Annotated in this window: 14 protein-coding genes and 1 pseudogene; 7 read left to right on the forward strand and 8 right to left on the reverse strand. The window is 39.2% G+C overall.

Features of this window, described 5'->3' with window-relative positions; genetic code table 11:
• The 3 genes and pseudogenes from E0E36_RS28080 (at position 1) to E0E36_RS22595 (ending at position 3,128) form a co-directional block, all read left to right on the forward strand.
• Entirely contained in the window at positions 1–699 is a 699-nt protein-coding gene (locus E0E36_RS28080) for a polysaccharide deacetylase family protein (protein WP_242627369.1), read from the forward strand.
• 95 nt (positions 700–794) lie between these two features.
• A pseudogene (murQ, locus tag E0E36_RS22590) lies at positions 795–1,604 on the forward strand (N-acetylmuramic acid 6-phosphate etherase).
• Between the two features lie 57 nt (positions 1,605–1,661).
• On the forward strand, positions 1,662–3,128 hold the full coding sequence (locus E0E36_RS22595; RefSeq protein ID WP_130857849.1) for a sodium:solute symporter: 1,467 nt from the start codon (positions 1,662–1,664) through the stop codon (positions 3,126–3,128).
• Between the two features lie 24 nt (positions 3,129–3,152).
• Here the strand turns inward: E0E36_RS22595 and E0E36_RS22600 are convergent, their stop codons facing one another.
• Complete coding sequence (locus E0E36_RS22600) at positions 3,153–4,343, reverse strand: acyltransferase family protein (RefSeq protein ID WP_130857850.1); 1,191 nt, start codon at positions 4,341–4,343, stop codon at positions 3,153–3,155.
• A gap of 448 nt (positions 4,344–4,791) precedes the next feature.
• Between E0E36_RS22600 and E0E36_RS22605 the strand changes: the two genes are divergently transcribed.
• Positions 4,792–5,652 carry a sigma-70 family RNA polymerase sigma factor gene (locus E0E36_RS22605; protein WP_013666518.1) on the forward strand — a complete coding sequence of 287 codons (861 nt, stop codon included), beginning with the start codon at positions 4,792–4,794 and terminating at the stop codon, positions 5,650–5,652.
• Positions 5,653–5,863: 211 nt separating this feature from the next.
• Positions 5,864–7,312, forward strand: a complete 1,449-nt coding sequence (locus tag E0E36_RS22610; protein WP_130857851.1) for a glyceraldehyde-3-phosphate dehydrogenase — start codon at positions 5,864–5,866, stop codon at positions 7,310–7,312.
• A gap of 64 nt (positions 7,313–7,376) precedes the next feature.
• On the opposite strand, the gene htpG is transcribed toward E0E36_RS22610, so the two are convergent.
• Positions 7,377–9,263: a molecular chaperone HtpG gene (gene htpG / locus E0E36_RS22615; RefSeq protein WP_130857852.1), complete on the reverse strand. Its 1,887-nt coding sequence runs from the start codon at positions 9,261–9,263 to the stop codon at positions 7,377–7,379.
• Between the two features lie 162 nt (positions 9,264–9,425).
• The gene (locus tag E0E36_RS22620) at positions 9,426–9,983 is read right to left on the reverse strand and encodes a hypothetical protein (RefSeq protein ID WP_013666515.1); all 558 of its coding nucleotides are present in this window, start codon (positions 9,981–9,983) and stop codon (positions 9,426–9,428) included.
• A 469-nt stretch (positions 9,984–10,452) separates the two neighbouring features.
• Here E0E36_RS22620 and E0E36_RS22625 point away from each other — a divergent pair, with 469 nt between their 5' ends.
• Positions 10,453–11,463, forward strand: coding sequence for a dipeptide epimerase (locus E0E36_RS22625; protein WP_198140270.1), 1,011 nt, complete (start codon positions 10,453–10,455; stop codon positions 11,461–11,463).
• 18 nt (positions 11,464–11,481) lie between these two features.
• Positions 11,482–12,750, forward strand: a complete 1,269-nt coding sequence (locus tag E0E36_RS22630; protein ID WP_130857853.1) for a DUF819 family protein — start codon at positions 11,482–11,484, stop codon at positions 12,748–12,750.
• A gap of 34 nt (positions 12,751–12,784) precedes the next feature.
• On the opposite strand, the gene E0E36_RS22635 is transcribed toward E0E36_RS22630, so the two are convergent.
• The 5 genes from E0E36_RS22635 to E0E36_RS22655 all read right to left on the reverse strand — a co-directional run bounded on the left by E0E36_RS22635 (position 12,785) and on the right by E0E36_RS22655 (position 19,508).
• Complete coding sequence (locus E0E36_RS22635) at positions 12,785–13,666, reverse strand: universal stress protein (RefSeq protein WP_130857854.1); 882 nt, start codon at positions 13,664–13,666, stop codon at positions 12,785–12,787.
• On the reverse strand, positions 13,666–15,261 hold the full coding sequence (locus tag E0E36_RS22640; protein WP_130857855.1) for a BCCT family transporter: 1,596 nt from the start codon (positions 15,259–15,261) through the stop codon (positions 13,666–13,668). The genes E0E36_RS22635 and E0E36_RS22640 overlap by 1 nt, the downstream gene beginning before the upstream one ends.
• 189 nt (positions 15,262–15,450) lie before the next feature.
• Positions 15,451–15,675 carry a dodecin family protein gene (locus tag E0E36_RS22645; protein WP_013666510.1) on the reverse strand — a complete coding sequence of 75 codons (225 nt, stop codon included), beginning with the start codon at positions 15,673–15,675 and terminating at the stop codon, positions 15,451–15,453.
• A 28-nt stretch (positions 15,676–15,703) separates the two neighbouring features.
• Positions 15,704–15,943, reverse strand: a complete 240-nt coding sequence (locus E0E36_RS22650; RefSeq protein ID WP_130857856.1) for a hypothetical protein — start codon at positions 15,941–15,943, stop codon at positions 15,704–15,706.
• 367 nt (positions 15,944–16,310) lie between these two features.
• On the reverse strand, positions 16,311–19,508 hold the full coding sequence (locus E0E36_RS22655; RefSeq protein WP_130857857.1) for an error-prone DNA polymerase: 3,198 nt from the start codon (positions 19,506–19,508) through the stop codon (positions 16,311–16,313).
• Between the last annotated feature and the right edge of the window lie 11 nt (positions 19,509–19,519).

Consider the following 19,519-nt stretch of genomic DNA (forward strand, 5'->3'; position numbering starts at 1 on the left):
TTGGATCGCTATGGCGCTATAGTCAGAGGTGATTGTAGTCGCAAAGAGATAGCTTTAATATTCTCGGCCGACGAATTCTCAGAAGGGGCAACAACTATCCTTCGCCAATTGCAACAGCAGAACATTAAAGCTTCTTTTTTTTTAACGGGCAGATTTTTGGACAATCCAATAAACGAGCCATTGATTTTGAAAATGCTGGAAGATCAACATTATATCGGTGCCCATTCAGACCAACATTTGCTTTATTGCGACTGGACAAACAGAGACAGCTTATTAATTGATCGGCGCACTTTCGATCAAGATCTTTCTAAGGTTTATTACAAATTAAAAAGATTTGGCATTGATAAAACCAAAGCCCCCCTATTCTTACCCCCATACGAATGGTACAATAAAGAAATAAGTGAATGGACTAGTAATCATGGATTACAATTAATTAACTTTACGCCCGGAACGCTGACAACAGCTGACTATACAACGCCCGATATGGGTAAAAGATATCGCTCGTCAGAAGTCATATATGAGTCCGTTCTTTCTTTTATGAAACAAGACATACATGAACTGAAGGGATTTATTATGTTAATTCATTTAGGCGTAGGACCACATAGGAAGGACAAATTTTACAATAGATTACCTAGCTTAATAAACACATTATTAGATAACGGATATCGTTTCGAAAGAATAGATGAACTGTTGAAATAGCCGTATGCATGTTTTTTAGTTTTATACACATAAAAACGCATAAAAATGCATATATTAGCTGTGTGGATTTTTGACTGTAATAGTTAATAATAACGATGGAGAATACAACTGAAAAAGAATCTTACTACAACGACCTGGAAAAGATGTCGGTTAACGAGTTATTAACCAATATTAATCAAGAGGATCAAACCGTACCGGAAGCGGTAAGAAAATCGATCCCTCAGATCGAAGCACTCGTAAAAATTACGGTTGAAAGAATGGAATAAGGTGGCCGTCTTTTTTACATCGGTGCAGGCACCAGTGGACGTTTAGGTATATTAGACGCATCTGAATGCCCGCCTACTTTCGGTGTTCCTTTTGATTGGATTGTAGGATTAATAGCCGGCGGTGATACCGCTATCAGAAAGGCGGTAGAATTTGCAGAAGATGACAAACGACAAGCATGGAAAGACTTGAGCGAACATGGCATTAATAATAAAGATGTAGTGCTTGGCATCGCAGCATCCGGTTCGACACCTTACGTAATTGGAGGGTTAGAGGCTGCAAATGAAGCTGGAGTTACGACCGGTTGCCTAGTCTGCAACGCAAATACACCAATGGCAGAAATTGCCAAATTTCCGATTGAAGTAATAACAGGCCCTGAATTTGTTACGGGCTCAACGCGCATGAAAGCCGGAACGGCACAGAAGCTCGTGCTAAACATGTTAAGTACTTCGGTGATGATTAAGCTGGGCAGAGTAAAGGGAAACAAAATGGTGGATATGCAGCTAACCAACACCAAACTATTCAATAGAGGCACTCGTATTATAATGGAAGAAACAGGCGTTAACCAGGAAAAAGCGAATGAATTACTGGAAAAATACGGTAGTGTAAGGAAAGCTATAGAATACATGCTGCACCTATAAAACCAGTCCTAGCGATTTAAAATCACATAATGTAAATGCAAAAACGTCTTTCGAATTATGTCGCCTATTACCTTACTTAGTTTTCTTCTGATTTATTTTGGGGTTTTAATCTTAATTGCTTATTTAACTTCCAGAAAGTCATCGGACAATGCCACCTTTTTTATCGCCAACAAGAGCTCTAAATGGTATGTAGTAGCTTTCGGAATGATAGGTACAGCTTTGTCAGGTGTTACATTCATATCGGTCCCGGGAGCTGTTGGAAACGGTAGTTTCGGTTATTTCCAATTTGTATTGGGCAATGCGGTCGGCTTTATCATGATAGCGTTCGTGCTTTTGCCTCTTTATTATAAAATGCACCTCGTTTCGATTTATTCATACTTGGAACACCGACTTGGATTTTATAGCTATAAAACGGGCGCCATGATTTTTTTGATTTCGAGAACGATCAGTTCGGCTTTTAGGCTTTATCTCGTAGCAATCGTATTACAACGCTTTATTTTTGACGCTTGGCATGTTCCTTTCGCCCTTACCATAATCATATGCCTACTGCTCATCTGGCTGTACACCCATAAGGGGGGGCTAAAAACCATTATCATCACAGATTTATTGCAAACCTTCTTTTTACTGCTTTCCGTAGTTTTATCGATTTATTTTATTGCCGACAGTTTAAATCTGAATTTTTTCGAAACGATCGAAACAGTAAAGAATAGCAGTTATTCAAAGATTTTCTTTTGGGAAGACTTTATGGAAAGTAAAGCGAATTTTTGGAAGCAATTTTTGGGCGGTGTTTTTGTTACCATCGCTATGACCGGTCTAGATCAGGATTTAATGCAGAAGAACTTAAGTATGAAAACCATAGGCGAAGCGCAAAAGAATATGCTCACCTTCACAACAATTTTCATATTTATTAACCTGTTTTTTTTGTCTGTCGGTGCGTTACTATACATCTATGCAGCCAAAAACAACATTGATATCGCCCAATTGAGAACACCGGACCATCTATATCCGGAAATAGCCCTTAATCACCTCGCTATTGTACCTGGTATTATCTTTATGCTCGGACTAACAGCAGCTACCTTTGCTACAACCGACTCGGCCCTTACAGCGCTTACTACGTCCTTTTGTGTCGATTTTTTAAACTTTAATAAAAAAGAAGATCCCAACGACCATAAACTGGTTAAAACAAGGAACATCGTTCACTTTGTGTTTTCTTTTCTCATGCTCGTGGTGATTCTCTTCTTTCGACTAATCAACAATGACTCCGTTGTAAACGCAATTTTCATTGCAGCAGGATATACCTATGGTCCTTTGTTAGGACTTTTTGCTTTTGGCATGCTATCTAAACGATCGGTACAAGATAAATTAGTTCCCTATATCTGCCTCATCTCCCCTGTATTTTCCTACCTCATTGAGTCTTGGCTAAAAAAATCACTTGGTTATACCGTTGGATTTGAGCTGATTTTACTAAATGGATGCCTAACCGCACTGATGCTGTTAATTACCAGCAAAAAAAGAAAGGCATAAGGCAGAGGGTGTGAGACTAATACGCTATACCTTCACATAAATTCCTTTCTTGTCCATCACGTAACAAACAGCCCATAGTAAGGAAAGAAAACAAATAGCATACACAAAAGATCCAATCTCCGGAGGCCCGGGAAATTTCGCGCAGATTTCTGTATAAAACCACCGTAATGGCGAGGTATAAATGGGATTACCTGTTTCGTCAAACCCATTTTCAATTCGCATTAACGACAGTGTTTTAGGTATTAGCGCACTCATTACAAAAATGAACAATGGATTTTTGCCAAACACATCAAAGAATTTCGTAACGAAATTTTTATGCCCTTTAATTTCTACAAACCAGATTAATACGCCCAAAGCTGTAATCGCCAATCCGCTACTATAAAGAACATAGGAACTCGTCCATATTTTTTTATTAATAGGGAAAGCCAATCCCCATGTCATTCCTCCAAGTGTTAACAAGGCAGCCGTAACCATCAAGGTGCTGACTGTACGATAGATAGGCATTGGTCCTTCAATGGCTTTCGTGCCGGTTTGTATATATTGTCCCACTAAAAATCCGATAACAACCTGGATAACCGCTGTAAACGTGCTGGCAATACCTTCGGGCTCAAATGGAACGCCCTCCCCTTTGTACATATGGGCAATCTGCAATATAGACACATCGATTTTTGTACCAAACCAGCCCTGCAAACTATAAGGGTCGGAATCGCCCAAAAGTATACATATCAACCAATAAGAAAGCAGTATAAAAATACTTATGAGAACGACTGTTTTAGTTTTAAAGAAATACACTAAGATAGATGCGAAGCAATAGCAAAGTGCTATTCGCTGCAATACACCTAGTATTCGTATACCACTATCGGATTTAATCGGGTTTATCCAATATTTAAACAAAAGAGTGTCGTTACTCCACTGTACAAAAGGATACCAATTAAGTAAAAGACCTATTAGAAAAATAAGAATGGTTCGCTTTAATACCTTTTTCCAAAACACCTTGCCTGCCTGCGTTCGTAACCTTGGGATCACAAAAGACATCGCATTACCTACTGCGAATAAAAAAAAAGGAAATACCAGGTCTGTTGGTGTACAACCATGCCAAGGTGCGTGTTTTAAGGGCGAAAAAGCGTAGCTCCAACTTCCGGGGTTATTAACAAGAATCATGAGGGCGACCGTTGCTCCTCTAAAAACATCCAGCGAATAGTAGCGTTGGTTCATTTAATTTGAGTTTGTTCAGGCTATACAATATGGCGACAATTACATGCGAAATAAAAATACAGATAAGTAATCGAATATGCAATATTATTATAAAAACAAGCATAAAAACGCAGACAAAAACAACACTACTTGCTATTTACGATCGAGCAGATGCATATAATAATTTTTCGCCTTCGACGGCATGAGCGCTATGATTTATGTAACGACTTAGTTAATTAAAAGCTATTTTGTCACAGCTGATTCATAATATCTAAGCAGCGCTCTTAACCTTCGTGACAAAGACTGCCAGACGTTTGATTTGGCTCGTTTTTTGCTATAGAAATACTGCAAAAAAAACTGGATAAAACCCTAAAAATCAGACAACTTTTTTGCTTTTCATTCGTTAATAAGAAAAATAATTTTTGTACTTTTGCACACTTTATTAAAGAAAGGGGCATATAAATAATTAATGAGACAGCTCAAAATAACCCAGTCGATTACTAACCGTGAATCGCAATCGTTAGATAAGTATTTGCATGAAATTGGTAAAGTTGACCTAATTACAGCAGAAGAAGAAGTAATACTTGCCCAAAAAATCAGGGAGGGCGATCAAGCTGCTTTAGAGCGTTTAACTAAGACCAATTTACGTTTCGTGGTTTCGGTAGCTAAACAATACCAAAATCAGGGACTAACACTTGGAGATCTTATCAACGAAGGAAACTTAGGATTGATTAAGGCAGCTAAACGCTTTGATGAAACCAAAGGTTTTAAATTTATTTCTTACGCTGTTTGGTGGATCCGTCAGTCTATCTTACAAGCAATTGCAGAGCAATCACGTATCGTTCGTTTACCGTTAAATCAGGTAGGTTCATTAAGTAAAATCAGCAAGGCCTTTTCGCGCCTCGAACAAGAATATGAACGCGAGCCTTCACCTGAAGAGTTAGCGGATATTTTAGAAACTACGGTGGACAAAATTTCTGATACCTTAAGCAATTCCGGTCGCCATGTTTCCATGGACGCACCTTTTGTTCAGGGAGAAGAAAACACTTTATTGGATGTATTGGAGAATCATGATCCAAATACAGACAGCAATTTGATAGACGAATCACTTTCTGAGGAAATCAAACGCTCATTAGCAACCTTAACGGAACGTGAGCGCGAAATCATCGTGTTATTCTTTGGCTTAGGATCCAATCATCCACTTTCTCTTGAGGAAATTGGTGAGACCTTTAACCTTACAAGAGAACGCGTAAGACAAATCAAAGATAAAGCCTTACAACGTTTACGCCATACCTCACGGAGTAAAATATTGAAGTCTTATCTAGGATAAATACTTCAATTTAATTCGTAAAAAATATGAAAAGCAGCCGTTTTGGCTGCTTTTTTTGTTTACAATTGAAAGATGGTCAAATATCATACCTCCGGTCTTACGGAAAATTAATTCCGCCTACCCGACAGTATTTATCAAATTGACAAAAACAATCGGTTTAAATCACAATAATTTATAGATTTGTCAAAAATAAACCTTATTAAATTTCAAAATGACAAATCAAAACCAAACGGAATTTCAAAATTGGATTGAAAAAGAAAAAGCAGCTTTACAGCTAATCACTACTGTAGGACAACTTTCGTTTGAACGTTCTATTGAACTCATGCTTTTTAGAAGGCCATTATTCGACATTGGAAGCAGTGAAGCGCTTGCGATTCATCAATACGCGCGCGACATAACAGAAAAAGACATTTCCGTTTATGAGACATTAGAGCTCGCAAAGGCCATTAAAACGAGCAATTTGGCTCCTAGTCGAATCGATTTGGGTATATTGACGCTTAAGTGGATCGAACAACATCAGCGATACACTTCCATACACGATTTCATTACCAAGGAACTGGCAAAGCACATAGGTTCAAATAAAGCAAAACTAACACCAAAAGACGTGATTTTATTTGGCTTCGGACGGATAGGTCGGGTGTTAGCCAGAGAGATCATATCACAAACCGGGAAGGGCGAACAACTACGTCTTCGCGCAATCGTTGTACGCGGCCTTCAAGATGGCGATTTGCAGAAAAGGGCTGATTTGTTTAAATACGACTCCATTTATAAAGATTTTAAAGGAACTGTCAGTATTAATCGCGAAAAAAAAGCCCTAATCATCAACGGCCAATTTATTCAACTGATTACCGGCACCGAATCGGAAACCATTGATTACACGCAATATGGAATCGATAATGCATTATTAATCGATAATACAGGCGCTTTTCGGGACCGGGAAGGGCTTGGAAAACATCTTCGTGCCAAAGGGGTTTCCAAAGTGCTCTTGACAGCGCCGGGGAAAGACGACATACCGAATATCGTTGCCGGCATCAATGAGCACCAAATTGACTTTAAAAAAGAAAGCGTTTTTTCATGCGCTTCCTGCACCACAAATGCTGTTGCGCCGGTCCTGCTCATGATAAACAAGCATTTCATGATCAAAAAGGCACATATTGAAACGATTCATGCCTACACAAACGATCAAAACCTCTTGGACAATTTCCATAAGAAAGAACGACGCGGACGAGCTGCAGCTAGCAACCTGGTAATTACAGAAACAGGATCTGCGAAAGCGATTTCCAAAGTAATTCCAACGCTGAACGGAAAGCTGACCGGCAATGCGGTTCGCGTACCTGTACCAAGCGGCTCTTTGGCCATCTTACATTTACAGTTATCAAAAAGTGTGGTAAAAGAAACGATTGAAAGCATCTTAAAAACGGAAGCTTTATTTGGTCCTTTATCGGAGCAAGTTGATTATTCCATATCGAGAGAGCAGGTAAGTAGTGATGTCATAGGAAATAACCACACTTGTGTTATTGATGGTCCGGCTACTATCGTTTCGGACGATGGCAAAACGTTGGTCATCTATGTTTGGTACGACAACGAATATGGATATTGCAGACAAGTTATCCGATTAGCAAAAAAAATTGCAGAGGTAGTTCGTTTAACTTATTATTAATTCCAACATAAAAAAGGCGCCATTTTACCGGCGCCCTTCCTAGTATTTAAATAAGACTGTCAAGCTAATCAATTAAACTCACGCTTCTTTTAACAAAATTTGTCAATTCAGGCCCTGTCAACAAACCATTAGATAATAGTGCTAAATCAAAAGCTTGTTTTGCCAAATTCTCCTTCTCTTCGTCGTTTGAAGACGTTAAAATGCGCTTGATTAGCGGATGATTACCGTTAACCGAAACCTTATAGTTGTCAGGTAAATTGCCATAGAAGCTCATACCGCCGCCATTCTGTGCCATATCCTTCATTCTTCGCATAAATTCATCCATCGTAACCGTTACAGGCATCTCATCGACGCTTAGGGCAGTAACCTCAACCTGCATGTTATCTTTCTTAATTGCTTTTTCAAAAAGACTTTTGACCGTTGTGCTTTCTTCTTCACTTAAGGCGAGTTCTTTTGTTTCATCCTTCTGGATTAGTTTATCCAATACATCTGAGTCGACGCGTTTTAACTGTGTTTTTTCTGTTTTTTGCTCCAAATAACTTACAAAGTGTCCATCGATCGGAGAATCCAATAATAATACGTCATAGCCTTTCGTTTTAGCTCCTGAAATAAAACTATCTTGTTTAGCGGCATCATTTGCATACAAGTAAATTACCTGATCATTTTTATCCTTTTGAATATCCTTTACCTTTTCGGCATATTCCTTTAAGGTATAGAATTCCTTGTCTACATTTTGAACCAATGCAAAATCATTAGCCTTCTCCGCAAATTTATCTTCGCTAACCATACCATATTTTACGAAAAGGCCAATATCTTTCCATTTTTCCTCAAAGCCCTTGCGATCAGTCTTAAATAATTCGCTCAGTTTATCAGCAACCTTCTTGGTGATGTAATTACTGATACGCTTTACATTACTATCAGCCTGTAAGAAACTTCGCGAAACATTCAGTGGGATATCAGGCGAATCAATAACACCGTGCAAAAGCATTAAAAATTCAGGAACGATATCTTTCACCTCATCCGTGATAAAGACTTGACGCGAAAATAATTTGATTTTATTTCGCTGTAAGTCGAAATCGTTCTTAATCTTTGGAAAATACAAGATTCCGGTAAGATTAAAAGGATAGTCTACATTAAGATGAATCCAAAATAAAGGCTCTTCGGAGAATGGATATAGTTCGCGATAGAAATTTAGGTAATCTTCATCCTTTAACTCAGAAGGGGCTTTAGTCCACGCTGGATTTGTGTTATTGATAATATTATCAACTTCAACAGATTTATATTTCGGTTTGCCCTCTTCGTCCTCACCGTCCGGTTCCGACGTTGTTTTTGTTCCGAACTTGATGGCAACCGGTAAAAATCTACAATACTTATTTAAAATGCCGTCTAGCTTCGCCTTGTTTAAAAACTCTTCAGATTCCTTATTAATATATAAGATTACGTCAGTGCCGCGGGTCGTTCTTTCGCCCTCGCTAATTTCATAAGAAGTACTACCATCACAGACCCATTTAGCAGCCTGTGCGCCATCCTGATATGAAAGGGTCTGAATTTCTACTTTATCAGCCACCATAAAGGCTGAATAAAAGCCAAGACCAAAGCGACCTATAATTTCATTAGCATCCTTAGCCTCCTTGAACTTTTCCATGAATTCGGTAGCACCGGAGAAGGCGATCTGATTAATATATTTCTTCACCTCTTCGGCTGTCATACCGATCCCCTTATCAGAAATCGTAATCGTTTTCGCCGTTTCGTCAAATGAAATTTCGATCGTCGTATCGCCTACTTCGCCGGCATATTGGCCCAAAGAAGCCAATCTTTTCAATTTTTGTGTAGCGTCAACAGCATTTGACACCAGCTCCCGCAAAAATATTTCATTATCGGAGTATAAAAACTTCTTAATCACCGGAAATATATTCTCGGTATGAATTGAGATGTTTCCTTTTTCTTGCATAATATATCTGAATTAATAATTTCTGAATGGTGAACGAAAAGTCATCAACAAGCAATGTTCCAAAAAGCATACACGGTCAGTATGACAGTCTATACTGACAAAAAAGCCAGATTCGTACGCTGAATCTGGCTTTTCAATTATTTGAAAATGTAATACTTGCTGCTACTGCGGAATATTCACAACGGTAGGCTGATCAATCCGATTTAAATGTTTATTAAAATTCTCAGCTAATGTGCTTATGGTTTGATAAGCATATTCACGTTGTTTGTTCCAGCTTCCCTGATTAATGTCTGTCATATCTTTCTCCAACGGAATTGGCTTCACTTTGGCAGGAACCACTTTGCCATAACGATCTTTGATATAGGGTTGGTAAGATAAATCAGTAAACCAATACCGATAGCCATCCCCTGTTTTCTCAAAAACCAGCTTATAATTTACCGCTCCTGCCACATAGTTTCCAATTGTAGCATGTCTCTTTAAAGCCGTTTTGCCTTCCACCGTTACACGTTCCTGACCTTCTGCGTTCAACTTTACAGCTTTCTTGTCAAAAAATTCACTAACATACGATTGAAAATCCTGCTTATCGTCAAGTTTTATTGCTTTCTCTTGATGATAAACGACGTACTTTCCATTTTGATCGGTTATGAATCCCCCGGTATTTTCTTGTCCTTTCACATCGGCAAAAAGCCCTGCAAATAAGAGCATAACAAAATTTACCATCTCAATTTAATTTAGCGTTATCAAATGTTTCTGTATCTTACATAGGGCAGCTCCCACCCTGCCACTACTTATCAAATATAGCAATTTTTACACCAAAAACCTATTTAAAACATTAAAATCCAATTAGAATCAAAATTATGTTCTGTTTGTTGAATTTTTCACTTCAAGTAATTTATAAGAAAACACCTCATTTGTTTTGAATTTCCGTTCAAAACAAATGCGTATTTTATAATGATTACTCACGAAACGAGCCGCAAGCGCACAAATCGAAGAAAACTTAAAATAAAGCGAAATTTCTCTTGATAACATAAGCTGTTTTTTTCCAAAAAAATATCGATATTTATACGCAATCCTAAATAAAAAACAAATCAAGCAATCTTGACTTAAAAAAACACAAACGACACTCACTAAACTCTGTATTTTCACTGTAAAAATGCTCCAACTAGCTTACAAACCCTATTTTTTAAAAATGGAATATCCTTTCCGAATTGCGGATAACATCCGGACAGGAACTCCGATTATGCTTGTCAAAATTTCCTATAATGGCATAGATGGTTTCGGAGAAGCATCCATGCCTCCCCGTTACGGTGAAAATTTAGACACCGCCACTTCTTTCATAGAACGGCTGGAATTGACGCAATTTCGCTCTCCCTTACCAATCGACCCGATTTTATCCTATATAGACAATAGGCAAACAGGCAATCCTGCCGTTAAGGCAGCATTGGATATGGCGTTGCATGACTTGTGGGGAAAAATAACAGGTAAGTCCATTCATGAATTATACGGGTTATCCAACAGTAAGCTCCATACGGCAAAGACAATTAGTATTGAAACCCCTGAAATTATGGCGAGGCGAGTTACCGAGGCGGAAGATTTTCATTATTTAAAAATCAAACTAGGCACAACTGACGACCAAGCAATTATCCGAGCCATACGAAATGTAACCGATAAACCTTTATATATTGACGCAAATCAGGGATGGGCAAATAAAGAAGAAGCGGCCAAATTAATTGACTGGTTGAGTACGCAGGGCGTCATCTTTGTGGAGCAACCCATGCCTAAAAATAACTTTGACGCAATGGAATGGCTAAAAGGACGAAGCGCCCTACCAATTATTGGAGACGAGGGGATTCAGCGCTTAAAGGACATAGACAATGCTGAGTTATTTTACCATGGTGTAAATGTAAAACTCATGAAATCGGCCGGAATCCGGGAGGCGTATACTATGTTAACAACCGCTAGGAAAAAGGGGCTTCGTACGATGATTGGCTGCATGTCTGAAACATCATGTGCAACCGCTGCCGGCGCACAATTAGGAAGTTTGGCTGAATTTATTGATCTTGACGGAAATTTAGGTGTCACGAACGATCCATTTGTTGCTTTTCCATGCATTAATGGAGAAATCCAGGTTGATAATAGTCCAGGTTTAGGATTAAAAAGTCCGGCATGGGACACCATAGAACCATATATTGAAAACTAGTAAAGCTTATTCCCATTGATGGAAACAACACAGAGTACAAGCCCCTTAATAACAAACGATGCCGTCGTATTTGGTCTATTAATGACTGTATTGGCTTTGGTTTTTTACACTTCAAAACTACAAGCACCTTTTTGGAAACGCTTTTATAGTATTATACCCACAGTGCTACTATGCTATTTTGTTCCTGCTTTATTCAATACATTTAATTTAATTTCAGGAGAAAAGTCTGCTTTATATAGTGTTGCATCTCGTTATTTACTGCCAGCCAGTTTAGTTTTATTTACCATTGGCATCGACATAAAAGGTCTCAAACGCTTAGGCTCCAAAGCGGTTATTATGTTTTTTGCCGGCACTTTGGGCGTTATGCTAGGCGGCCCATTAGCCTTCATGGTAGTGGGATTTATTTTTCCGGACATATTACATTTCGGAGAAGAAGAAACCTGGCGCGGTTTAGCTACTATTGCCGGCAGCTGGATAGGTGGCGGTGCCAATCAAGCAGCTATGCTTGAAGTTTTCGGGGCCAGCAAGACTCTTTTTGCACAAATGATCGCTGTAGATGTACTGGTGGCCAATATTTGGATGGGGCTATTGTTATATGGTGCTCAAAAGAAAGAAAAGATCGATCGCTGGCTACGGGCCGATAACTCAGCCATCACCGATTTAGAAGAAAAAATGGAAGAGTTACACGCTAGCCAACCAAACTCATCTTCGGGGATATCAAGTTGGATCATCGTATTAGGAGTAGCCTTCGGTGCCACCGGCCTTTCCCATTTATTTGCCGATTATATTGCTCCATGGTTTGAAGTCCATTATCCACAAACTGCTCAATATTCGCTAACCAGCAGCTTTTTTTGGCTCGTAATTATCGCTACTACCTTCGGTATGGGTTTATCTTTTACAAAAGCACGTAAATTAGAACAGGATGGTGCTTCCAACATCGCTTCGCTATTTCTATATATTCTAGTTGCTACTATCGGAATGAGCATGGACTTAAAAGCACTGCTTGATAACCCAAAGTTTTTTCTAGTTGGAGTTATCTGGATTTTGAGTCACATCACCATTATGTTGCTGGTTGCTCGTCTTATCCGTGCTCCTTTCTTTTTTGTAGCCGTAGGAAGCCAGGCCAATATTGGTGGTGCCGCATCCGCCCCCATTGTCGCTGCGGCTTTTAGTCGCTATTTGACTCCGGTAGGTGTTTTATTAGCGGTTTTAGGCTATGCGGTCGGAACTTATGGAGCCTATATATGCGGAATTATACTCCAGGCGATCTCAAATTCAATATCCTAACCAAACGTGGCATGCGTTCTGAAATACACCAATGTTAGTTCTGTTCGACTTTATAATCTTTTAAGATTAAAATAGCGGCATTTGTTTCATGATGAAAGATTTCATTTGTAACGCCGCCAACAAAAAGATTGGTCAGGCTTGAACTTCCTTTTACACCCATAATTATCATATCCATCTTGTAGTTTTGAGCGTGGGCAAGGATGGCTGAAGCTATGTGTTTGCCATCTGCCCGCACAGTCTCTATCTTGCCTTCTATCTGATACTGCCTTAACCATTTTGACTTTTTCGCTTCGGTTTCTTCTTGCAAGAGCCTATTAATTTCGGATTGATTCAATCCAAGGAAAAAGTGAACGGGCGCTTTTGCTACGTGAATACAGGAAAACCGACCGTCCGGTATTCCTTTACTAAATGCCTCTCCTAAGGTATAAACTCTATTACTATATTTCGAGAAATCGATTGTACCCAAAATACGCTTTGGTTGAATAAATACGGTCTCTGGAACTAAAAGAATATCGCTAGATAATAACCGTGTGAGTTTTTGTGAAAGTGCCCCACTTCCCTCTAAATGTTGCTTGTTTCCTAAAATCACCAAATCGATCCGCTCATGTTTAGCTATTTGGTCAAAAGCATTTTCACTGAACTCCGCAGTTTCTACACGTATCTCATGGCTAATTGAAGCTAGCCTTACATCTTTCAACTGACGCTTTATTCGCTCCTTTACGCGCTCCTTTATTTTGGACAAAGTAGATGGGTGTTTAAATTCGCTCGGTAATTCACGAAGACGGATATTATGTAAAAAAAATAACTTATTTATAGATAACACATCCAAAAGGCCGTAGAGATAATTGACGAGCACTTGGTCCATCTCCGACATATCCATTGCGATCAACACATTGTTATTGTCTTTTGTTATCATTATTCTCTATCATGAATTGGATCGTTGCTGTCCAACAATCCCTGTACAATTTCCTTATAGCTTTTTTCTTGATGCAATCTTTGTTTTTTCAACTGTTTTCTATGCGCTTCACTTAAGCCTTTAAGTAAACTATAACACATCAACAAAATAATCATAGCGAAAGGCAACCCTGCTATGATTACCGCAGTTTGTAAGGCATTCAATCCTCCACCCCAGAGTAGTACAATAGCGATACCTCCTTGCAAGAAGGCCCAAAACACTCTTTGCAAAGCTGGTGTATGCTCCTTTCCTCCAGATGTTATATTATCTACAACTAAGGACCCCGAGTCTGAGGAAGTAATAAAGAAAAAAGCAACTAAACAAACAGCAATAGTTGACAAAATAGCCGTTAACCGTATTTTTTGCAGAAAAACAAATAGGGCTGTTGAAATATTATCATTTACGGCCGTTATCATGGATAGGTCTCCATGCAAGATCATATGAAGTGCGGTACCTCCAAAGATAGTCATCCATAAAAGTGTTAATAACGCGGGGATTAGTAAAACACCTAAAACGAACTCCTTAATCGTACGTCCTTTTGATATACGCGCTATAAAACTTCCGACGAATGGCGACCAGGCAATCCACCACGCCCAGTAGAAAACTGTCCATTTATTTTGCCATCCACTTTCCTGATAAGCGTCATTCCAAGTACTTATCTCCACGAGATTTGCCAAATAAGTACCTACATTTTGAACAAAGCTCTTCAGTATAGATAAAGTTGGTCCTAAACAAAAAATGAGCAACATAAGTAAAAAAGCGAGAACCATATTTCCATTACTCAAGAGTTTAACCCCTTTGTCAAGGCCTGAAACAACCGATAATGTAGCAATTGATGTCACGACAAAAATTAGTATCCCTTGCGTGGATATCGCCATATTCCAATCAAATAAATAATGCAAGCCGGCATTCATTTGTTGAACGCCCAAACCCAGTGAAGTAGAAAGGCCGAACAAAGTTGCAATGGCAGAAAAGATATCGATTGCATGTCCCCACCAACCGTGAATTTTTTCGCCTAAAAAGGGATAAAATAAGGATCTAAACGTTAACGGCAACCCGTGATTGAATGAAAAAAAAGCGAGGGCCAAACCAACAATTGAATAGATTGCCCATGCATGCAAACCCCAGTGCAAGCTTGTGTATTCCATCGCTTGTATAGCCTTTCTAGAACTGTCTAATACTTCCCTGGGAGGGTTTGCAAAATGAGAGACCGGTTCAGCAACACTAAAGAACATAATTCCGATTCCCATACCTGCGCTGAAAAGCATGGCAAACCATGAAACCGTGCTAAATTCAGGCTCTGCCTCTTCACCACCAAGTCTTATATTTCCAAACTTACTGAAGGCCAAGTACAAACAGAAACCTAAAATAGTATTCACCGTGATAATAAAAAACCATCCGAGGTTGTCCGTTATAATATACTGCGTTCTAGTGAACCATTCGTCCACCGAATCTTTAAAAATAAGACAAAGTAAGATGCTTAAGAACACGAACCCGATGGTGCAGTAAAAAACCGGCGGATTGATCTTAAAATTCAATATGCTTTTTTTCACCATAGTATATTCCTTCAGCAGGAAGTATAACTAAAAACAAGAACTTATCAAAGAAAAAAGGTTACTAATCAGAACATATTGCTCCTATATACAAAAACCGTCCACCGAAGTAAACAATTTTTTAAGGAAGACGTTTCCCTTCTACACATAGTTTTCCAAATAGTTGGCATAACACCTCCATTTTATGAATGCTTATTGCGACTGATTTCTCTTATCCTCGTCAATTCTGAAGGAGACTTTACAAACGGCGCCATATGTTGTTATCTGATCATCCTTCACATGCACCTTGAAATCCTTTACATATACAGAGTCAACATTTTTTATTGTTTTTGTGACTTCTTTCACTGCATTTTTTATAGCATCATCAAAACTCACTTCTGATGAAGCAATCACTTCTATTACTTTTACTAAAGCCATAACTTACTCCATTTATATAGTTAAACATCTATTTATAATATTTTCCTGAATCATCTTGGATAATTTGTTCTATTTCCGCTGAGGTAAGGGCTACTACACTTCCATACTTCTTTGCTTCGCGGTCGTCTAAGTAAGGTTCCAATAAGATAAAAGGTTTCTCGGAGCCCTCTGTTAAACCGACATTTTCTGACCGAGTTAAATGCACATGCTTATATCCTGTATCTCTCCACTCCTTTAAGGCATTTCGATCAAATCTATGCAGTTTCATACGGTTATATATTAACACATTAATACATCACTATTGATTAGAGCAAATATGTTTCCTTTTAACCGATTTAGGGATTTTTATTATGTTTTGAATTTGAGGATAAGGGTATCGCGCTATTATGGACAACAAGTAAAAAACGTTATAATTTGGCAAATTTTTGCAGGTGTCCTAAAAATAGCATAAAATGTTTACTATTGTAATCGCCTTGGAAAATAAACCGTAAGATATTAGAGTAGACGGGGCTGGCTACCGAGATGGTTCACATATGACATTCTATAAGAATTTTGGCATAGCCTTTGTTTCTAAAAGAGTAGGTTTAGGTTGATTAAAAAATGAAAAGTCCGGTATCCCCAAAAGCCGGGCTTTTCTATTTAAAATTCCTTCCTTCAGGAAAGATCTTTTTCTGTGAAATATTCTGAATTTGACTTTCTTTATCATGGATGGGGCCCAATTCTTTATTAGTTTCATGAGCTGTTAGTAGACCCAAAAATCTTGAAAGATCAAAACAACGTCTTACAATAACATGTACCACCTCGCCCTCGCGTTGAAGCTTTCCTTCTACCATTAGCAATTTAGCTCTGAGGATTTCCTTTCTATATTTCTCAAATAATTTTTGAAAGACCACTAGGTTGCTGCATCCAGTCTCGTCTTCCAATGTTATAAAGCAGATCCCACTTGCTGTTCCGGGGCGTTGCCGTACTAACACCAAACCCGCAACCTTTACCGTAACACCATCATTCCTCTCAGCTAAATCTTGAGCCGGCAACACATGAAGCAGGCGTAGTTTTTCCCTCACAAAACTTACAGGATGCGCTTTTAAAGACAAAGACATGGAAGCATAGTCTTGTAATACATGCTCGCCTGCGGTCATTTTTGGCAATTCAATCTGTACTTTAGATTCGTATTCAAGACCTTGATCTATAAACAATCCCTTTGGCCTTTGACGCAGCAGCGATATCTGCCACAAAGCTTGCCGACGGTCCAAGCCAAGCGACTGAAAGGCATCAGCATCCGCCAGTTTCTCCAAAGTTACCTGCAACACACCAATTTTCCATATAGAGTGAATACAAGTATAAGTTGTTTTCCGAGCGTCAATTAGAACAGCGACTTCATCCTCCCGCAAACCTTTCACCTGACGGAAACCGAGCCGCATTGCATGAAACTCGCCTATTTTTTCCTCTAAGCTATTATCCCAATAAGAATAGTTCACATCAACCGGTAATACAGTAACGCCATGCCTTTCTGCATCTATTACAATTTGAGCGGGTTGATAAAACCCCATAGGCATGCTATTAAGCAGTGCACAAGCAAAAACTTCCGGATGGTAACATTTTATCCAGGCAGAAACATAGACAAGCAGGGCAAAACTGGCGGCATGGCTCTCAGGAAAACCATAGCTTCCAAAGCCTTCCAATTGTTTAAAAATCCGCTTAGCAAAATCCAAGGTATATCCGTTTCTTACCATACCTTGGATCAGCTTTTCTTCAAAATTTGTAACAGTTCCCTTAGCCTTGAATGTAGCCATACTGCGACGTAATTCATCGGCCTCTGCCGCCGTAAAACCCGCTGCCACCATGGCTATTTTCATGGCTTGCTCCTGAAAGAGCGGGACACCTAACGTTCTTTTTAAAATTTCTTCAAGCGCCGGAGAAGGATACTCCACCGCTTCTTCTTCTCTACGGCGCCGCAAAAAGGGATGTACCATATCTCCCTGGATAGGACCCGGTCGTACAATCGCCACCTCTATTACTAAATCATAGAAATTTTCAGGTCTGAGACGTGGCAACATGGATTGTTGTGCACGGCTTTCTATCTGAAATACACCAATTGTATCCGCACGACTGATCATCGCATAGACTTTAGGATTTTTCTCGTCAATTGAAATATTCGCCAATGAAAGATCGATACCTTTGTGCTGCTTAACTAAATTAAAAGCCTTCCGGATACAGGTAAGCATTCCTAAGGCCAGAACATCGATCTTAAGAAAACCCAACGCTTCTATATCGTCCTTATTCCATTCGATGCAAGTACGATCTTCCATACGGGCATTCAAGATTGGACATAAGTGGGAAAGTTTTCCCTGGGTAATGACAAAGCCGCCCGTATGCTGCCCAAGTTGACGAGGAAAACCAACGTATTGTTGCGTAAGCTGTAAAACTTTTCGAAGATGGGGATCCCTGGCATCAAACCCGTATTCGGTTATATGTCTTTCATCAAACCATTCAGGTGTAAATTCCCAAATCGACTTCGCGAGACGGTTAATGGTATCAACTGACAGCCCCATGGCCTTACCAACGTCTCTGATTGCACCTTTTTCATGTACTTGGGTGACTGTAGCGACAATGGCCGCACGATCTCTTCCATATTTGCGATAAATATATTGTATAATTTCTTCTCTGCGTTCATGTTCAAAATCGACATCGATATCCGGAGGCTCATTTCGAGCCGAAGAAATAAAGCGTTCGAATAATAAATCGAATTTTTCGGGATTAATTGCCGTAATTCCCAAACAATAACAAATGGTAGAATTAGCAGCTGAACCACGTCCTTGACACAAAATTCCTTGCTCATTCGCATAACGGACTAAATCATATACAGTTAAAAAATAAGCAGCATAATTCATCTCTTCAATAAACCCCAATTCATGCGCTATATTTCTTTTAATCTTGTCAGGAATTGTTTCACCATAGCGCTTTTTAGCGCCTAACCATGCAAGATGGGTTAATTCTTCCAGTGGGCTACGTCCTTCCTCTGTAATTTCTTCCGGATAAACATATTTTAATGTATCCAATGAAAATTGGCAAGCCTCAACTATTTCCTGAGTCCGTAAAATAGCATCCGGGTATTGCCTAAAAATACGTTCCATTTCTTCCGAGGATTTGAGATGACGCTCCGCATTCTGGTGTAAACGAAATCCTGCGTTATAAATAGTACATTTCTCCCGTATGCAAGTCAAAATATCTTGCAGCTCACGGCGATCGGGGCTATGATAATACACGTCATTAGTTGCAATCAGGGGAATGTCATATCGGTTTGCAAGTTGAGAAAGGCGATATATTTTTTTCATATCATCACCTGTATAAGATCTGGTTATGGCCAAATAAAGATCCTTGCCTAATTTTATACGGTACTCTTCCACGTTTTGTATAAATAGCCGTTCAAAATTCAGATCATCATTTAACGTATCAGGCGGTACAATGACGAATTTTATACCTTCTTTAAATGCATATACGTCCATTTTATACAAATGACACGCTCCCTTTTCTGCTCTTAAATTGCCTGTACTGAGCAATGTTGACAAACGGCCGTAAGCAGCCATATCGGTGGGATAGACCAATAAGCTCGGACCATCCAATAAATCCAACCGACAAGCCGGAATGATCCGTATACCTTTTGCCTTTGCTGCCACATGCCCTCGCACAATACCTGCCAAACTATTTCTGTCTGTAATTGCTAAGGTCTTATAACCATAAAGGGCTGCCTGCTCAATCAGCTCTTCCGGATGCGATGCGCCACGTAAAAAGCTGAAATTTGTAGTAACCTGTAATTCTGTATAATCAGCCATTTGCTTATGCA

The sequence above is a fragment of the Olivibacter jilunii genome (assembly GCF_900607235.1).
GTDB lineage: Bacteria > Bacteroidota > Bacteroidia > Sphingobacteriales > Sphingobacteriaceae > Olivibacter > Olivibacter oleidegradans.